Raw genomic sequence first — 16,716 nt, forward strand, 5'->3', positions numbered from 1 at the left:
GCCCAGCGCAGCCGACCTTTTTCCCGGCACGCGCGAACCGACGCTGGACCCTTCGAGCCCAGGCGTGTGCAATTTCGCGAGACCAGTTTCGCGTGAACACTTTCGGGTGAACCGCGACGGCGAGACGCGGGCGGTGCCATCCCGCCCAAGGCCCATCCGGACCGGCGCCGCAAACTTCTCCGACCCCTCGCCAGCTCAGCTTCAAGGACATCGACCCGTGCTTCGTGACGATATCAATGCCGCCCTCAAAGAGGCGATGAAGGCTCAGGACAAGCCCCGCCTGTCCACCCTCCGCCTCGTCAACGCCGCCCTGAAGGACCGCGACATCGAGCAGCGCGGCCATGGCAAGGACCCGCTCACCGACGACGAACTGCGCGCCCTGCTCGCCAAGATGGTGAAGCAGCGCGAGGAAAGCGCCAAGATCTATGATGAAGGGGGCCGCCCCGAGCTCGCCGCCCAGGAGCGCGACGAGATCGGCTACATCCAGGCCTTCCTGCCCCAGCAATTGTGCGAGGCCGACACCCGCGCCGCCATCGCCGCCGTCATCGGCGAGATCGAGGCCAAGGGCATCAAGGACATGGGGCGCACCATGGCCGTGTTGAAGGAACGCCATGCCGGCGCCATCGACTTCGGCAAGGCGTCCCAATGGGTGAAGGACGCCCTGACCGTCGCCGGCTGACGCCGGCGCCGCACAGACCGGAGGGTGGGGAAGCCCAGCATCGCCCACCCCCGCGCCACGGCTCAGCGGCGGCTCCAGATCTCCGTGTCGATGCTGTCCTTCAGGTCCGGCATCGCGCTCGCCAGGAACACCGGCTCCTTGCCGGCGCGACGCTGGTCGAGATAGTCGCGCGTGAGCCGCACCACGAGCCCCGACAGCAGCACGATGGCGATGAGATTAATGGAGGCCATCAGCCCCATGGCCGCGTCCGCCGTGTTGAACACGGTGCCGACACTCTCCATCGCCCCCCAGATCACCATGGCCAGCAAGGCGACACGCAGCACCGCGATGCCGGCCACATGGCCGTGACCCAGGAACACCAGGGCATTCTCGGCATAGGAATAATTGCCGATGATGGAGGTGAAGGCGAAGAAGAAGATGGCGATCGCCACGAAATAGCGCCCCGCCGAGCCGATATGCACCTCCATCGCCGCCTGGGTGAGCTGGGTGCCAGTGACGCCGTTGCCGGGCACCAGCACGTCGGCCAGCAGAATCACCAGGGCCGTGGCGGTGCAGATGACAATGGTGTCCACGAACACGCCCAGCGACTGGACGAAGCCCTGGCTGACCGGATGGTGCGGGTCGGGGGTGGCGACAGCGGCGATATTGGGGGCGCTGCCCATGCCGGCCTCGTTGGAAAACAGGCCGCGCTTCACCCCGTTCATCATGGCCAGCATGACCGAACCGGCGACCCCGCCGGCCGCCGCATCCAGGCCGAACGCGCTGGCGACGATGTGGTAGAGCATGGCCGGCACCTCGGTGATGTTGGTCACCACGGCGTAGAGGGCGAACAGCACATAGGCGCCCGCCATGAACGGCACGACCAGTTCGGCCGTGCGGGCGATGGTGGCGATGCCGCCGAAGATGATGACGCCGGCGCACGCGGCCACCACCACGCCGGTGCCGAGCTTGGGCAGGCCGAACGCCCCCTCCATGGCATCGGCGATGGAATTGGCCTGCACCGCGTTGAACACCAGGCCGAACGACAGGATCAGGCAGACCGAGAACACCGCGCCCGCCCACGGCGCCTTCAGCCCCTTGGAAATGTAGAAAGCGGGGCCACCGCGATAGCGCCCCTCGTCGTCCTTCACCTTGTAGAGCTGGGCCAGCGTGCTTTCCGCGAACGCGGTCGCCATGCCCAGCGTGGCCACCACCCACATCCAGAAGATGGAGCCGGACCCGCCGAGATAGAGCGCCACCGCCACCCCGGCGATGTTGCCGGTGCCCACCCGCGAGGCCAGAGAGGTGCACAGGGCCTGGAACGGAGTGATGCCGGACTTGTCCGTGTCGTTCGCCCGGAACAACGAACGCAACATCTCGGGAAAGTGAATGACCTGAATGAGCTTGAGCCTGAACGTGAAATAGATGCCCACCGCCAGCAGGCCGTAGATCAGCACATAGCCCCAGAAAATGGTGTTCAGAAAATCGATAATGGTGTCCATGCCGCCGCGCCCCCGCCCCGCGCCCGAACCTTATCCATCGGCTCGCCCCAGGTTGCAGGCTCGAGGCTATCGCCGCCATCCATCGCGGTCCACGGCAAAGCTCGCGGCGGCTTCCGATCCGGAAGCATTATCCGCCTCCAGGGGAGCCTTGTGGATAACGAGGATTGCGGGCGCAGTTCTCCCGCCCCCCGCGACTGCCGGCCCAATCATCAGAACGCCCAAGTGGTGTGCGCTCCTGTCAAGGTACGATGGCCGGAGCCCCCGCCATCATTCCTTCGGATGAACTGATTCGCGAATGCGTTTCCCCCCCGCGTTCCTCGACGAGATCCGCGCCCGCCTTCCAGTGTCGGAAGTGGTGGGCCGGCGCGTCAAGCTGAAGAAGCAGGGGCGCGAGTTCGCCGGCCTCTCGCCTTTCAACGCGGAAAAGACGCCATCCTTTTTCGTGAACGATCATAAGGGCTTCTATCACTGCTTCTCGTCCGGCAAGCATGGCGATGTGTTCGATTTCCTGATGGAGACCGAAGGCCTGCCGTTCGGCGAGGCGGTGGAGCGGCTGGCCTCCATGGCCGGCCTGCCGCTGCCGGAGGTCACACCCGAGGCCGCCGCCAAGGAAGAGCGCCGCCGCTCCCTCTATGAGGTGATGGCGCTGGCGGCGCGCCATTTCGAGGAGACCCTGCAATCGCGGCTCGGCGCCAAGGCCCGCGGCTATCTGGCGGACCGCGAGCTCGGGCCCGCCACCCAGCAGCGCTTCCACCTGGGCTACGCGGCCGGCGAGCGCTTCCACCTGAAGGAGGCGCTGGGCAAGCAAGGCGTGCCGGTGGAGGCCCTGATCGAGACCGGCCTGCTGATCTCGGGGGAGGACATCCCGGTCCCCTACGATCGCTTCCGCGACCGGGTGATGTTTCCCATCACCGATCTCAAGGGCCGGGTGGTGGCCTTCGGCGGCCGGGCGCTGGAGAAGGATGTTCCCGCCAAATATCTGAATTCCCCGGAAACCGCCCTCTTCCACAAGGGCAGCCTGCTCTACAACGGCTTCGACGCCCGCGCGAATGCCCACAAGGGCGCGCAAGTGATCGCGGTGGAAGGCTATGTGGATGTGATCGCCATGGTGGAGGCGGGTTTCGGCGCCACCGTCGCCCCGCTCGGCACGGCACTGACCGAGGACCAGCTCCAGCTTCTCTGGCGCATGTCCGACGAGCCGTTGCTGCTGTTCGATGGCGACAAGGCGGGCCAGCGGGCCGCCCGCCGCGCCATCGACATCGCTTTGCCCCACCTCAAGGCGGGCCGCAGCCTCTCCTTCGCCACCCTCCCCGAGGGCCAGGATCCGGACGACCTCATCCGCCGCTCCGGCCGGGAGGCCATGGCCGAGGTGCTGGCGCGGGCCCGGCCCCTGGCCGCCGAGCTGTGGGCGCGCGAGAGCGAGGCCGCCGCCATCGATACCCCCGAGCGCCGGGCCGCCCTGGAGGCGCGCCTCAACGATGTGGTGGGCGCCATCGCCGACGAAACCGTGCGCAAGCACTACCGGCAGGACATGAACGAGCGCCTGCGCGCCCTGCTTGCCCCCGCCGGCGGGCGCGACGGCAACCGGGGAAGCTGGCAAGGCGCGGGATCCGGCTGGCAAGGCGGAGGCTGGCACGGCGGGACCGGCGGCGGTGAGCGCTCCGGTAAGCGCGGTGGGCGCGACGGCAACCGGGGCTTCGCACGGGGGCGGGAGACCGGCTTCGGCTCGGTGGGCGGGGAGATCGCCCGCACCGCGCTGGTGCGCGGGCCGCTGGCCGCGCTGCCACGCAACGAAGCCCTGCTCTTGTTCTGCCTCATCAACCACCCCTTCCTGCTGGACGAAGCGGCGGAAGATGTGGCTGAGCTGCCGTTCGCCAATCCGGAAGCGGACCGGCTGCGACACGCCCTCGTCGCCGCCCATCTGGAGGGGACCCTCGCGGAAAACGGGCCCGCGGATACCCTCGCCCAACAGTTCGGGGCAACGGACCTCGACGACCTCTCCCGCAGGGTCAAGGGCCTCGCCAACCCGCAAATGGACTGGCCCGCATATCCAAATACCGCAAAAGAGGATGCAAGACTCTGGTGGCAGCAGCGGACGGCCTTGCATCGCAAGGCTTACGCGCTATCTAGGGAATTGAAGGAAGCTGAAAGGTCCCTTGGGGAAGACCCGAACGAGGCAAATTTTGCCTGGCTGCGCGATGTCCGCGAGCGCCTCTCGACGATCGAGGGGATGGAGGCGCTGGTGGAAGGCTTCGGTGCGCTGTCTGGCCGCAGGGCGGTCCGGCAGGTTTAGGGCAAGGCGACATGTGGCGCGCGGCAAAGGCGGAAAACGCCATGACGATCACCGCCGGTCCCCAGGGACCGAACCGCTGGCGACGGCGCGAACAAGGGTCGCCCAAGAGGGGATCGCGCACCGGCGGATCCGGCGATGCGGGGTCCGGCGCGACGCAATTGGACCGCCGTTCAGGCGGACTTAACGGGGACGCGTCCAGAACGGGCGCGACCGGAGCCGAATACGACAGGCGGCGGGGCCGGAAGGCTGCGTCGCCGTTTCGCCGTTGAAGATCGGCGAGATCATCAGGAGATGTCCATGGCGAAGCAATCTGCCGAGACGACCGAAGCGCCCGAGAAGGAGACCGACGCCCCCGACGGGCCGTTGCTCGACCTCTCGGACGCGGCCGTCCGGAAGATGATCAAGAACGCCAAGCGCCGGGGCTATGTGACCTACGAGCAGCTCAACGAGGTGATGCCTTCCGAGGAGGTCACGTCCGAGCAGATCGAGGACACCCTCGCCATGCTCAACGACATGGGCATCAACGTGATCGAGGCCGAGGAGGCCGAGGCCGAAGAGAGCAGCGAGGAGGCCGAAAGCCCCGAGGAGCCGGAGGAGGCCGAGGGCGGCGAAATCGCCGAGCCGGCTCCCCGCGCCCTGGCCCGGTCCGAAGCCAAGTCGGAGCCGGCCGAGCGCACCGACGATCCGGTCCGCATGTACCTGCGCGAGATGGGCTCGGTGGAGCTGCTCTCCCGCGAGGGCGAGATCGCCATCGCCAAGCGGATCGAGGCGGGCCGCGAGGCCATGATCGCCGGCCTGTGCGAGAGCCCCCTCACCTTCCAGGCGATCATCATCTGGCGTGACGAGCTGGTGGAGGGCAAGGTCCTCCTGCGCGACATCATCGACCTCGAGGCCACCTATGCCGGCCCCGAGGGCAAGAACCCGCCGGCGGCGCTGGGCGAGGAAGCCGCCCTTGCGCCCGAGGCGGGCGAGGACGGTCTTCTGAGCGAGCCCCCGATTCCCGAGGGCGACGACGACGACATGGAAAATTCCATGTCGCTGGCGGCCATGGAGGCGGAGATCAAGCCGAAGGTGCTGGAAACCTTCGACCGGATCGCCGGTTCCTATGTGAAGCTGCGGCGCCTGCAGGACCAGAACGTCGAATCGAAGCTCAAGAACGAGAGCCTGTCGCCGGCGCAGGAGCGCAAGGCCAAGAAGCTCAAGGAAGACCTCGTTCTCGACGTGAAGAGCCTGTCGCTCAACCAGGCCCGCATCGACGCTTTGGTGGAGCACCTTTACGAGATCAACAAGCGCCTCGTGTCGCTGGAAGGCCGGCTGCTGCGCCTCGCCGAAAGCTATGGCGTCACCCGCGACGACTTCCTGAAGAACTATGTGGGCTCGGAGCTCGACCCGAAGTGGGTGCTGCGCGTCTCCAAGCTCGGGTCGCGGGGCTGGAAGGGCTTTGTCGCCCACGAGAAGGACGGCATCAAGGACCTGCGGGGCGACATCCACGCCCTGGCGACCGAAACGGGGCTCGAAATCGCCGAGTTCCGCAAGATCGTGCAGATGGTGCAGAAGGGCGAGAAGGAAGCCCGCCAGGCCAAGAAGGAGATGGTGGAGGCCAATCTTCGCCTCGTCATCTCCATCGCCAAAAAGTACACGAACCGCGGCCTTCAGTTCCTGGACCTGATCCAGGAGGGCAACATCGGGCTCATGAAGGCGGTGGACAAGTTCGAGTACCGGCGCGGCTACAAATTCTCCACCTATGCCACCTGGTGGATCCGGCAGGCCATCACCCGCTCCATCGCGGACCAGGCCCGCACCATCCGCATTCCGGTGCACATGATCGAGACGATCAACAAGATCGTGCGCACCTCGCGCCAGATGCTGCACGAGATCGGCCGCGAGCCGACCCCGGAGGAGCTGGCCGAGAAGCTCGGCATGCCGCTGGAAAAAGTGCGCAAGGTGCTGAAGATCGCCAAGGAACCCATCTCCCTCGAAACGCCCATCGGCGACGAGGAAGATTCGCACCTTGGGGACTTCATCGAGGACAAGAACGCCATCCTGCCCATCGACGCGGCGATCCAGTCCAACCTGCGTGAGACCACGACGCGGGTTCTCGCCTCCCTCACCCCGCGCGAGGAACGCGTGCTGCGCATGCGTTTCGGCATCGGCATGAACACCGATCACACGCTGGAAGAAGTGGGCCAGCAATTCTCGGTGACCCGCGAGCGCATCCGCCAGATCGAGGCCAAGGCCCTGCGCAAGCTCAAGCACCCCAGCCGCTCGCGCAAGCTGCGCTCGTTCCTGGACAATTGAGCCTTCCGCAGGCGAGGCGGCACGACGGACAAAGGCGGCCTTGCGGCCGCCTTTTCTTTGCCTCACCGGCCGGGGGCCTCCACCATCAGCGCCACGATGCGCCGCACCAGCGGCAGCACCAGGAGCAGCGTGGGAAAAGCCACCAGCCAGGAGAGTCCCCAGGCGGCGGGCCATGTGGCGAGGAAATCGCCGCTGAAGCCGAGACTGCGGGCGGTGGCGATGGCGGAAACCACCAGCGTCATCAGCACCGAGAGCACCAGCGGCATGATGAAGCCGGCATAACGCGCCGGCAATTTGCGCCCACGCGCACGAATCGAAGAAGAGGAATTGGAGGGCATAGGGCCATCCCATCTGGATGGTCCGGTCGGGTCCGGAACGCCAATCGCATCCGGCCGGCCACCGGACCGGGTTGGATGCGTTGCCTGACGTCGGACGCTTACGGCGCCGGCCAGAAGCCGGGCGCGTCGTCATACGCCACGGACACGGAGCGTCCGTCAAGGGGGCGAGCCACCACTACCGATGCGCGCGCCCTTCCACTTCCCCCGCCCCCTCCGCTGGCGCTCCCTCGACTGCCATGTCCGCCACCACATCGGCCGCAAGATTTTCCACCTCGTCCTTCACCGCCTCCTCCACCTCCACCACCAGCGCGACCGCGCGGCGGATGAGCGGCAAGGCGAGAAGCACCGTGGGGAAGGCCACCGCCCAGGAGAGCAACCACACGCCGGGCCAGGTCCGGATGAAATTCGGGCTGAAGCCGAGGCTGTGCAGCGTATCGGTCAGGCTCACCACGCAGGTCATGACGCCGGACAGCACCAGCGGCATCACATAGCGCTCGAAGCGGGCGGGCAGCTTCCGCAATCGCAAGCTTTTCCATCGCGGCATGGGACGTCCGGCACTTATGGCGATACCGCCATAAGGCACCGTGACAGGGCGCGGTCAAGGCGCCGGGCGCCTCAGGCGCATTGCGGCCCCCTACCGCTCCGTCAGCTTCAGCTCGATACGGCGGTTGCGGGCGTGGGCTTCGTCGGTGGCGCCGGGGTCGAGGGGCTGGAACTCGCCGAAGCCGGCGGCGATCAGGTGGTTCGGGCTCACGCCCTTGGCTATGAGATATTGCACCACGGCGATGGCGCGCGCCGCCGAAAGCTCCCAGTTAGAGGGGAATTGAGCGGTGGCGATGGGCCGGTTGTCGGTGTGGCCGTCGATGCGCAGCGCCCAGTTGAGATCGGGCGGAATCTCCTTCTCCAGATCCAGGATGGCGGAGGCGAGCTTGTCCAGCTCCGCCAAGGCCTCCGGCTTCAAGCTCGCCGAGCCGGGATCGAAGAACACTTCCGATTGGAACACGAAGCGGTCGCCCACCACCCGGATGTCCGGCCGATCGCCCAGGATCCGGCTGAGCCGCCCGAAAAACTCGGAGCGGAAGCGGGTCAGTTCCTGCACCCGCTGGGCCAGCGCCACGTTGAGCCTGCGACCGAGATCAGCGATCCTGGACTGGCTTTCCTTGTCCTTTTGCTCGGAGGCGTTCAGCGCCTCCTCCAGGGCCGCCATCTGGCGGCGCAGGGCGGCGAGCTGCTGGTTCAGCAGCTCGATCTGGGAGAGGGCGCGGGCGGCCACGTCCTTTTGCGCATCGAGATCACGGGCGAGGGCCTGCTCGCGGCCGGCATCGGGCGCGGCGGGGGTGGCGGCGATCTGACCGCGCAGGCGGTCGCGCTCGGCCTCGCTCGCCTCCAGCGAGGCGCGCACGGCCGCAAGCTCGGTCTCGGCCCCCTGCCCGCTCGCCCGCTCCAGGGACAACAGCTCGGTGAGCTGGCGGATCTGCGCCTGCAGGCGCTGCAGCACATTGTCCTTGCCCGTCATCTCCTGGGTCAGGAAAAATTGGGTGAGCATGAACACGGACAAAAGGAAGATGAACACCAGGAGCAGGGTCGAGAGCGCATCGACAAAGCCCGGCCAGTAATCGATTTGGCGATCACGCCCGCGTCGGCCGAGGGCCATGGCTCACCTCCGCTCGGGGCTGGCGGCGGTCCGCTCCAACCGCTCCACCAGATGGCGCAGGTCCTCCTGCTGGCGGCCCTGGGTGTCGACGAGCTGCTTGATGAGCGCCTGCTCCGAGCGCAGATGCGTCACCAGCCCTTGCAGGCTCTCGGCGAGGTGCGACATGGCCGCGATCACGCGCTGGGATCCCGCCTCCGACATGGTCTTCTCCAGCCGGGTCATGGCGGCGATGAGGGCCTCCGCCTCGGTCCGCGGGGCCGGCAGCGCCAGGAGGCCGCCGACGGCGGTGCTCCCCTCCCCCGGCAGGCGATCGAGGTCGCGCACGGTGGTGGACAGCCAGTCCTCGAGGTCGGTGTAAAAGCGGTTCTGCGCCTGCCCGGCCTGAAGGTCGAGAAAGCCCAGCACCAGCGAGCCGGCAAGGCCGAACAGCGACGACGAAAAGGCGATGCCCATGCCGCCCAGCGGCGCGGCGAGCCCGCTCTTCATATCCTCGAACACCGAGCCGGAATCTGGCCCCACCTGGAGCGCGCTGATGACCTGGCCGATGGAAGACACCGTCTCCAGAAGGCCCCAGAAGGTGCCGAGCAGGCCCAGGAACACCAGCAGCCCGGTGAGATAGCGCGCCATGTCCCGGCTCTCGTCGAGCCGGGTGCCGATGGAATCGAGGATCGAGCGCATGGTGGCCTGGGAGATGGCCATGCGGCCGATACGGTCGCCGAGCAGCGCGGCCATGGGCGCGAGCAGGGTCGGCGTGCGCGACACCGCAAGGCCCGGATCGGCGAGGCGGAAGGAATTGACCCATTCGACTTCGGGAAACAGCCGCGCCACCTGCCGGATGGCCAGGATGATGCCCACCGCCAGCACCCCGAAAATGACCCCGTTCAACCCCGGATTGTTGAGGAAGGCGGCGAAGATCTGCCGGTGCAGCACCGCCGCCAGGGCGGCGCACAGGGCCAGGAACACCACGATGCGCACCAGGAAGATGCGCGGCGACGAGAGTTTCAGGTAAGGATCGACGGCGCGCGTCATGCTGGCTCCCGGTCGGCTTGGTCCTGCATGTCTGTTCGGGCGGGGACTATGGCACAGCCGGCTGAAAAGAACACGACGCCGTGCACCGCCGGCGGCAGTCTGGAACCGCTCGAACCGGCCGCCGCGCGTCCCAGTCTTGCATCCGGCGCGCGGGAGCGCTACCTCGTTTCCCATGTCTCAGCCTCAGGACAAGACCTCGCGCCTCGCCGCCGCCCTCAAGGCGAATCTGGCGCGGCGCAAGGCCCAGAGCCGCGCCCGCCGGGATGCGGCGGACGCTGACGCGGACCACGGCGCGGTGCGCGACGCCACCGGCGTTGCACGCGAGGGTGGTATCTCTGGCGGGCCAGGCGAGAGCCCGATTGTGCCGGACGGGAAGGCGCGCTAGATCTCGTGGTTTGAAAGCGTCGCGGGCGGGCCGGGCGCGAGCCGGACGGCCCCGGAGACAGGACCAGCATGGACAAGATTCGCATCGTCGGCGGCAACGCGCTTCAGGGCACCATTCCCATCTCCGGCGCCAAGAACGCAGCCCTTCCGCTGATGATCGCGAGCCTTCTCAGCGAAGAGAAGCTGATCCTGGAAAACGTGCCGCGCCTCGCCGACGTGGCGCTGTTGCAGCGCATCCTGGGCAATCACGGGGTGGACATCACCACCAACGGCAAGCGCAACGGCGATGACCCCGACGCCGGCCAGACCCTGGAAATCGACGCCCGCATGATCGTCGACACCACCGCCCCCTACGACCTCGTGTCACGGATGCGGGCGTCGTTCTGGGTGCTGGGTCCGCTGCTGGCCCGCATGGGCGAGGCGAAGGTGTCCCTTCCCGGCGGCTGCGCCATCGGCACCCGGCCGGTGGACTTCCACCTGGACGCCCTGAAGGCGCTGGGCGCCGAGCTCGACATCGACGGCGGCTATGTGCGCGCCCGCGCCCCCAAGGGGCTGAAGGGCGCCCGCATCGTGTTCCCCAAGGTGTCGGTGGGCGCCACCCATACCGCCCTCATGGCCGCGACCCTGGCCGATGGCGAGACCGTGATCGAGAACGCCGCCCGCGAGCCGGAAGTGACCGACCTCGCCGACTGCCTCATCAAGATGGGCGCCCGCATCTTCGGGGCCGGCACCTCCACCATCCGCGTCGAGGGCGTGCCGCGCCTCACCGGCGCCCGCCACGCGGTGCTGCCCGACCGCATCGAGACCGGCACCTATGCCATGGCCACCGCCATGGCGGGGGGCGACGTGATGCTCGCCGGCGCCCGGCCGGACCTGCTGGAAAGCGCCCTCGACATCCTGCGCGCGGCCGGCGCCGAGATCGATGCCACCAACGAGGGCATCCGCGTGCGCCGCAACGGGAGCGGCATCCTGCCGATCGAGGTGAGCACCGCCCCCTATCCCGGCTTCCCCACCGATCTGCAGGCCCAGCTCATGGCGCTGATGACCAAGGCCAAGGGCCGCTCGCGCATCACCGAGACCATCTTCGAGAACCGCTTCATGCATGTGCAGGAGCTGGCGCGGCTCGGAGCCCGGATTCAGCTCGACGGCGACACCGCCACCATCGATGGCGTGGAGCGCCTCACCGGCGCGCCGGTGATGGCCACCGACCTGCGCGCCTCCGTCTCCCTCGTCATCGCCGGCCTCGCCGCCGAGGGCGAAACCCTGGTGCAGCGCGTCTACCACCTGGACCGAGGCTTCGAGAAGCTGGAAGCCAAGCTCTCGCGCTGCGGCGCCGAGATCGAGCGCATCAGCGGCTGACCCCGGCGGGGCGGCTCCGCGCCGCAACGCCGAAAGCCCCGCCCCTGGACGCCGGCTTCACCGGCCCCTCGCCTGTCCAAACCTGGGCGAAATGGTATGATTCCGGCTCGACGGTAACAGGCAAGAACGTCAGGGGCGAAGTCGAAACATGTCGTCGCGCGGCGCCCCACCTGAAGCCGGGGGGAGATATTGGAAGCTCTACCTCATCATCGCCGTTGGTGCGCTCTTCGTTTTTGCCGTATTAAAGTACCTTGACGCATTGGAATATGTCTATCGGATCTCGTTGAGCCATGCCGACTGGCATCTGAACGACCTCTTCGCCCTGATCGTTGCGGCGGCGCTCGCCGCGATCGCGGTGCTGGTGGTGCACGAATGGCAGCTCCGGATGGCGATCACCCAGCGCGACCAGGCGGAGGCCCTGGCGCGGGAGGCGTCCCGCTATGACGGGCTGACCGGCATCTCCAACCGCGCCCTGTTCCAGGAGGATTTCGCGCGCGCCCTGGCCCGAGCGCGCGCGAGCGGAACGCGCCTTGCCGTCCTCGTCATCGACGTGGATGCGTTCCAGCAGGTGAACGACGTCCACGGGCATGCCGCGGGCGACGCCGTCCTCACGACGCTCGCCAAGCGTATCCGCGCCATGCTCCGGCAAGAGGAAACGTTGGCCCGGCTCGGCGCCGACGAGTTCGTCGCCCTGTCCCCGCTGGTCGACGAAAGCACCGACGAACTGTTTCGGTTGGCCGAACGCATCCTGAAGGTGGCGCACGAGGAAATCGCTGCGCCAAACCGGCGGGTCCAGGTCTCGGCCTCCATCGGCATCGCCAAATACCCGCGCGACGGCGATTGCGAAGCCGATCTGCTGCGACGGGCCGAAACCGCGCTCACCCAGGCGAAAAGCGCCGGCAAGGACCGCTACGCCCTGTACGACAGCACCCTCGATGCCCATCGCCGCGAGCGGCTGGACACCGAGGTCGAGCTGCGCGAGGGGCTGGAACGCGGCGAGATCGTCGCCCTCTATCAGCCCCTGGTGGACCTCCAGACCCTGCGCCCGCGCGGCTTCGAGGCGCTGGCCCGCTGGCACCACCCCACCCGCGGCCTGCTCGGGGCGCCGGCCTTCATCCCTATCGTCGAGGATGCGGGCCTGGTGGGCCGCCTGCTCACGGCCATGCTGGAGCGGGTCTGCGCCGATTCCCGCGATTGGCCCGCCGACCTCTCGGTCGCGGTCAATCTGTCCCCGCCGCAATTGCTCGACCCGGACCTGACGGACACCCTCCTGTCCCTGCTCGCGCGCATGGGCGTGGCCGCGAGCCGGATCGAGCTGGAAATCACCGAAACCGCCCTGCTCCAGGATTTCGACACCGCCCGGCGCACCATGTCGGCGCTGCGCGAAGCGGGCGTGCGCATGTCGCTGGACGATTTCGGCACCGGCTTTTCCAGCCTGCGCCACCTTCAGGAACTGCCCATCGACAAGATCAAGATCGACCAGTCCTTCACCCGGCGCCTGACCGACGACGCCGATTGCCGCAAGATCGTGTCGTCGATGCTGAGCCTTGCCGCGGCCCTCGGCCTCACCACGGTGGCGGAGGGGGTGGAAAGCCAGGCGGAAGCCGAATGGCTGCGCGGCCACGGCTGCACCCTCGGCCAGGGCTACCTGTTCGCGCGCCCCATGCCCGCCGCGGCGGCCCGGCAGGTGGCGCAGGACGCGGCCAGCGGCGCGCCCTTCTGCCGGGCCTGAGCGCGGCGACCGGACGCGGGCGTCGGCCCCCTCGCCATCGTCCCCTCGCCATCATCCCCCGCCGTCGTCCCCTGCGTCCGCGCCGCCGGCGGCGACATCCTTGCCATGCGCGCCGGCGACATTGAAACCGGGCGTCACGCTCTCTATGTCCAGTGTCGCCGGCTCACAGCGTACAGAGCCCAGACGACAACACCGCCGGCACCAGGGAAGGCCAAGCCAGGAAGGCGCCCGCCATGACCGATCTGAAGCTGCTCGCCCTCGACGAGGAAGATCTCGCCGTCGTTTCCGCCCACCTCCAGGACGCGCTGGTCAAGGTGGAGGACATGGGCTTCCTGCCGCGCGTCCAGCGCTTCGCCCTGCTGCTCAACCGATTCGACTGGGATGCGCGGGCGATCGCGAACGAAACGGTGCGCCGCCGGTCCGGCCTGCATTTCGAGCGGGTGCGCGATGCCAAGTGCCGCGGCATCGACATGGCGCAGCGCAACGGCGTGCTCAACCTCCTGGCGGTCACCTTCATTCCCACCGACCTGCCCTCGGGCTATGTGCTGCTCACCTTTTCCGGCGGCGGGGAAGTGCGGCTTGAGGTGGAGTGCATCGAGGCCGGCCTGAAGGATCTCGGCCCGGCCTGGGGCTGCGCCCACGCCCCGCGCCACGAGCCGGGCACGGGCGGAACCGCCGGCTCCGACGCCGCCTGAGACCCCTTCACCCAAGGCCGCCGCGCACCCGGCGGGCGCGCCGTGACCGCGCAGCCCCCACGGCGGGGCTTCCCTCGGCCGCCGTCCTGATCTAGCAAAGCCCCATGCCTATCCGTCTCGACACCGAACACTCCGATTTTCCCGCCCGCTTCGCCACCTTCCTCGGCTCCAAGCGTGAAACGTCCGTGGATGTGCAGGACCAGGTGTCCGCCATCATCGCCGACGTGCGGGCCCGCGGCGATGAGGCCCTGATCGACCTGTCGCGCACCTTCGACCGGGTGGACCTTGCCGCCCTCGGCATCAAGGTCACCGACGCCGAACTCGATGCCGCGCTCGCCTCGATCCCCGCCGAGACCCGCGCGGCGCTGGAATTCGCCAAGGCCCGCATCGAGGCGCACCACGCCCGCCAGCGCCCCACCGACGAGACCTATACCGATGCCGCCGGCGTCACCCTGGGCCATCGCTGGACCAGCGTGGACGCGGTGGGCCTCTATGTGCCCGGCGGCACCGCCGCCTATCCCTCCTCGGTGCTGATGAACGCGGTGCCGGCCCAGGTGGCGGGCGTGCCGCGCATCGTCATGGTGGTGCCGGCCCCCGACGGCCAGATCGCCCCGCTGGTGCTGGCGGCGGCGCGGCTCGCCGGGGTCAACGAGGTCTATCGGGTGGGCGGCGCCCAGGCGGTGGCGGCGCTGGCCTATGGCACCGCCACCATCCCGGCGGTGGACAAGATCGTCGGCCCCGGCAACGCTTATGTGGCGCAGGCCAAGCGGCAGGTGTTCGGGCAGGTGGGTATCGACATGGTGGCCGGCCCGTCCGAGGTGCTGATCCTCGCCGACGCCACCGCCAATGCCGATTGGATCGCCGCCGACCTGCTGGCCCAGGCCGAGCACGACACCGCCGCCCAGTCGATCCTGGTCACCGATTCCGACGACCTCGCCGCGCGCGTGGTGGCGGCGGTGGACAGCATGCTGGACACCCTGCCCCGCGCGGAGATCGCCCGCGCCTCCTGGCGCGACCACGGGGCCGTCATCAAGGTGCGCGACCTCGACGAGGCGCCGGCCCTGGTGGACCGCGTCGCCCCCGAGCACCTGGAGATCCAGGCCCAGAACGCGGACCGGCTGGCCGCCCGCATCCGCCATGCGGGCGCCATCTTCATCGGCGCCTACACGCCGGAAGCCATCGGCGATTATGTGGGCGGCACCAACCATGTGCTGCCCACCGCCCGCTCGGCGCGTTTCTCCTCGGGCCTGTCCGTGCTCGACTTCATGAAGCGCACCTCCATCCTGAAGCTCGACGCCGATGCGCTCGGGAAGGTGGGCACCGCCGCGGTGCGGCTGGCCGAGGTGGAGCGGCTGCAGGCCCACGGGCGGTCGGTGTCCATCCGCACCAACGCCGGGGGAGGACAGTGACGGCATGAGCGAGAAATCCCCCTCCCGCCTCTGCGCCGTCACGCTCGACGATTCGTCCATCGGCCATGCCGGCCCGGAGATCGATCACGAGCGCGCGACCGCCATCTGGGACCTGATCGAGGACAACAGCTTTCATCCCTGCGGCGATCCCGGCGCGGGGCCCTACAAGCTCCACATCTCGCTCATGGACAACCGCCTGGTGTTCGACATCAAGCGTGAGAGCGACGAACAGGTGGTGCAGCACCACCTCTCCCTCACCCCCTTCCGCAAGGTGGTGAAAGACTATTTCCTGATCTGCGAGAGCTATTACGCGGCCATCCGCACCGCCTCCCCAAGCCAGATCGAAGCTATCGACATGGGGCGTCGCGGCACTCACAACGAGGGGTCCGAGCTGCTCCAGGAGCGGCTGAAGGGCAAGATCGACGTGGATTTCGACACCGCCCGCCGCCTGTTCACCCTCATTTGCGCGCTGCACTGGAAGGGCTGAGCGGATGCCCATGGTGGCGGACCCCGGCGGTGCCCGTTCGCGGTCGGCGCGGCCGCAGTCGGTTCTGTTCATCTGCGGACAGAACGTGGTGCGCTCAGTGATGGCGGCGGCTCTGCTGCGCCATCTCTACGGCAAATCGATCTATGTGGGCTCCGCCGGCGTCATCGCCGGGGAGCCGGACCCGTTCGTCACCGCGGTGATGGACGAGATCGGGCTCGACGTGCACAAGCACCGCCCCAAGAGCCTGGAAGAACTTGAGGAATACGAAGGTCTCGGGTTCGATCTCGCGATCTCCCTGTCGCCCGGCGCCCATCATCGCGCCCTGGAGCTGACCCGCACCAACGCGCTCGACGTGGAATATTGGCCCACCACTGACCCCACCCGCGAAAGCGGCAGCCGCGAGCAGCGCCTTGATGCCTACCGGGCGGTCCGCGACGAGCTGGAACAGCGGATCCGCGCGCGCTTTCGGCATACTTGAGTGTGCCGGCGGCCGCCGGCACCGACCCGGCCGCGAAATCGGGCCATTTCTGGTGGTTTTCCGGCGTCTGTCGCGGGCCATGCGCGAACCGGCCCCGCGACCGCCCTCCGACACGAAGACGCCCGCACCCAAAGACGCTTGCACCCGAAGACGCTTGCACCCGAAGACGCCTGCGCCCGAAGACCCTCGCCCAAGGTGCCTTGCCCGAAAGACGGGAGCGATGGGAGGCGGGAGACCGAAAGGCCCTCGCCGGCTAACATGGCGATGACATGTCATCGCCGAGGCGACGATTCCCGGCCACCGGGTGCCGCCTAGAGCAATTTCAGCAAAAGCGTGCAGCGGTTTTGCGTCTGAAATTGCGATAAAATAAGGAGCTAGAGCATTTTCGGTGAACCGGAGT

At 68.1% G+C, this 16,716-nt stretch carries 15 protein-coding genes; 10 read left to right on the forward strand and 5 right to left on the reverse strand.

The genetic code is table 11. The features are described from left to right. Positions 1-217 precede the first annotated feature (217 nt). Positions 218-679: a GatB/YqeY domain-containing protein gene (locus tag HUW53_RS10790; protein ID WP_237345764.1), complete on the forward strand. Its 462-nt coding sequence runs from the start codon at positions 218-220 to the stop codon at positions 677-679. Between the two features lie 62 nt (positions 680-741). Here the strand turns inward: HUW53_RS10790 and HUW53_RS10795 are convergent, their stop codons facing one another. After that, a complete protein-coding gene (locus HUW53_RS10795) occupies positions 742-2,160 on the reverse strand; it encodes an alanine/glycine:cation symporter family protein (RefSeq protein ID WP_237345765.1) in 1,419 nt (472 codons plus the stop codon). Between the two features lie 295 nt (positions 2,161-2,455). Between HUW53_RS10795 and dnaG the strand changes: the two genes are divergently transcribed. Both dnaG and rpoD read left to right on the forward strand, forming a co-directional pair. Then, on the forward strand, positions 2,456-4,453 hold the full coding sequence (gene dnaG / locus HUW53_RS10800; protein WP_237345766.1) for a DNA primase: 1,998 nt from the start codon (positions 2,456-2,458) through the stop codon (positions 4,451-4,453). A gap of 297 nt (positions 4,454-4,750) precedes the next feature. After that, positions 4,751-6,751 carry an RNA polymerase sigma factor RpoD gene (gene rpoD, locus HUW53_RS10805; protein ID WP_237345767.1) on the forward strand — a complete coding sequence of 667 codons (2,001 nt, stop codon included), beginning with the start codon at positions 4,751-4,753 and terminating at the stop codon, positions 6,749-6,751. A gap of 62 nt (positions 6,752-6,813) precedes the next feature. On the opposite strand, the gene HUW53_RS10810 is transcribed toward rpoD, so the two are convergent. The 4 genes from HUW53_RS10810 to HUW53_RS10825 all read right to left on the reverse strand — a co-directional run bounded on the left by HUW53_RS10810 (position 6,814) and on the right by HUW53_RS10825 (position 9,772). Next, positions 6,814-7,089, reverse strand: coding sequence for a DUF2798 domain-containing protein (locus HUW53_RS10810; RefSeq protein WP_237345768.1), 276 nt, complete (start codon positions 7,087-7,089; stop codon positions 6,814-6,816). Between the two features lie 175 nt (positions 7,090-7,264). Beyond that, positions 7,265-7,609, reverse strand: a complete 345-nt coding sequence (locus HUW53_RS22075; RefSeq protein ID WP_370877832.1) for a DUF2798 domain-containing protein — start codon at positions 7,607-7,609, stop codon at positions 7,265-7,267. A gap of 114 nt (positions 7,610-7,723) precedes the next feature. Beyond that, the gene (locus HUW53_RS10820; protein WP_237345769.1) at positions 7,724-8,743 is read right to left on the reverse strand and encodes a peptidoglycan -binding protein; all 1,020 of its coding nucleotides are present in this window, start codon (positions 8,741-8,743) and stop codon (positions 7,724-7,726) included. A gap of 3 nt (positions 8,744-8,746) precedes the next feature. Next, complete coding sequence (locus HUW53_RS10825) at positions 8,747-9,772, reverse strand: flagellar motor protein MotA (protein WP_237345770.1); 1,026 nt, start codon at positions 9,770-9,772, stop codon at positions 8,747-8,749. Between the two features lie 172 nt (positions 9,773-9,944). On the opposite strand from HUW53_RS10825, the gene HUW53_RS10830 reads away from it, so the two are divergent. The 7 genes from HUW53_RS10830 (at position 9,945) to HUW53_RS10860 (ending at position 16,316) form a co-directional block, all read left to right on the forward strand. Then, the gene (locus HUW53_RS10830; protein ID WP_237345771.1) at positions 9,945-10,157 is read left to right on the forward strand and encodes a hypothetical protein; all 213 of its coding nucleotides are present in this window, start codon (positions 9,945-9,947) and stop codon (positions 10,155-10,157) included. 68 nt (positions 10,158-10,225) lie between these two features. Beyond that, entirely contained in the window at positions 10,226-11,515 is a 1,290-nt protein-coding gene (murA, locus tag HUW53_RS10835; RefSeq protein ID WP_237345772.1) for a UDP-N-acetylglucosamine 1-carboxyvinyltransferase, read from the forward strand. A 148-nt stretch (positions 11,516-11,663) separates the two neighbouring features. After that, positions 11,664-13,247, forward strand: a complete 1,584-nt coding sequence (locus HUW53_RS10840) for a putative bifunctional diguanylate cyclase/phosphodiesterase (protein WP_237345773.1) — start codon at positions 11,664-11,666, stop codon at positions 13,245-13,247. Between the two features lie 233 nt (positions 13,248-13,480). Beyond that, positions 13,481-13,942 (forward strand): DUF2948 family protein, encoded by a 462-nt coding sequence (locus HUW53_RS10845; protein WP_237345774.1) that lies wholly within the window; start codon positions 13,481-13,483, stop codon positions 13,940-13,942. Positions 13,943-14,046: 104 nt separating this feature from the next. Continuing rightward, a complete protein-coding gene (gene hisD / locus HUW53_RS10850; RefSeq protein WP_237345775.1) occupies positions 14,047-15,351 on the forward strand; it encodes a histidinol dehydrogenase in 1,305 nt (434 codons plus the stop codon). Positions 15,352-15,355: 4 nt separating this feature from the next. After that, positions 15,356-15,838 carry a UPF0262 family protein gene (locus HUW53_RS10855; protein ID WP_237345776.1) on the forward strand — a complete coding sequence of 161 codons (483 nt, stop codon included), beginning with the start codon at positions 15,356-15,358 and terminating at the stop codon, positions 15,836-15,838. Positions 15,839-15,848: 10 nt separating this feature from the next. Beyond that, the gene (locus tag HUW53_RS10860; protein WP_370877835.1) at positions 15,849-16,316 is read left to right on the forward strand and encodes an arsenate-mycothiol transferase ArsC; all 468 of its coding nucleotides are present in this window, start codon (positions 15,849-15,851) and stop codon (positions 16,314-16,316) included. Positions 16,317-16,716 lie beyond the last annotated feature (400 nt).

The organism is Xanthobacter agilis, assembly GCF_021730435.1.
In the GTDB taxonomy this organism is placed as follows: Bacteria; Pseudomonadota; Alphaproteobacteria; order Rhizobiales; family Xanthobacteraceae; genus Xanthobacter; species Xanthobacter agilis.

Bases quoted from the DNA above. Each gene is read 5' to 3' on its own strand.
- HUW53_RS10795 (WP_237345765.1), bottom strand. From the start codon at position 2,160: ATGGACACCATTATCGATTTTCTGAACACCATTTTCTGGGGCTATGTG.
- dnaG (WP_237345766.1), top strand. From the start codon at position 2,456: ATGCGTTTCCCCCCCGCGTTCCTCGACGAGATCCGCGCCCGCCTTCCA.
- rpoD (WP_237345767.1), top strand. From the start codon at position 4,751: ATGGCGAAGCAATCTGCCGAGACGACCGAAGCGCCCGAGAAGGAGACC.
- HUW53_RS10810 (WP_237345768.1), bottom strand. From the start codon at position 7,089: ATGCCCTCCAATTCCTCTTCTTCGATTCGTGCGCGTGGGCGCAAATTG.
- HUW53_RS10820 (WP_237345769.1), bottom strand. From the start codon at position 8,743: ATGGCCCTCGGCCGACGCGGGCGTGATCGCCAAATCGATTACTGGCCG.
- HUW53_RS10825 (WP_237345770.1), bottom strand. From the start codon at position 9,772: ATGACGCGCGCCGTCGATCCTTACCTGAAACTCTCGTCGCCGCGCATC.
- HUW53_RS10830 (WP_237345771.1), top strand. From the start codon at position 9,945: ATGTCTCAGCCTCAGGACAAGACCTCGCGCCTCGCCGCCGCCCTCAAG.
- murA (WP_237345772.1), top strand. From the start codon at position 10,226: ATGGACAAGATTCGCATCGTCGGCGGCAACGCGCTTCAGGGCACCATT.
- HUW53_RS10840 (WP_237345773.1), top strand. From the start codon at position 11,664: ATGTCGTCGCGCGGCGCCCCACCTGAAGCCGGGGGGAGATATTGGAAG.
- HUW53_RS10845 (WP_237345774.1), top strand. From the start codon at position 13,481: ATGACCGATCTGAAGCTGCTCGCCCTCGACGAGGAAGATCTCGCCGTC.
- hisD (WP_237345775.1), top strand. From the start codon at position 14,047: ATGCCTATCCGTCTCGACACCGAACACTCCGATTTTCCCGCCCGCTTC.
- HUW53_RS10855 (WP_237345776.1), top strand. From the start codon at position 15,356: ATGAGCGAGAAATCCCCCTCCCGCCTCTGCGCCGTCACGCTCGACGAT.
- HUW53_RS10860 (WP_370877835.1), top strand. From the start codon at position 15,849: ATGGTGGCGGACCCCGGCGGTGCCCGTTCGCGGTCGGCGCGGCCGCAG.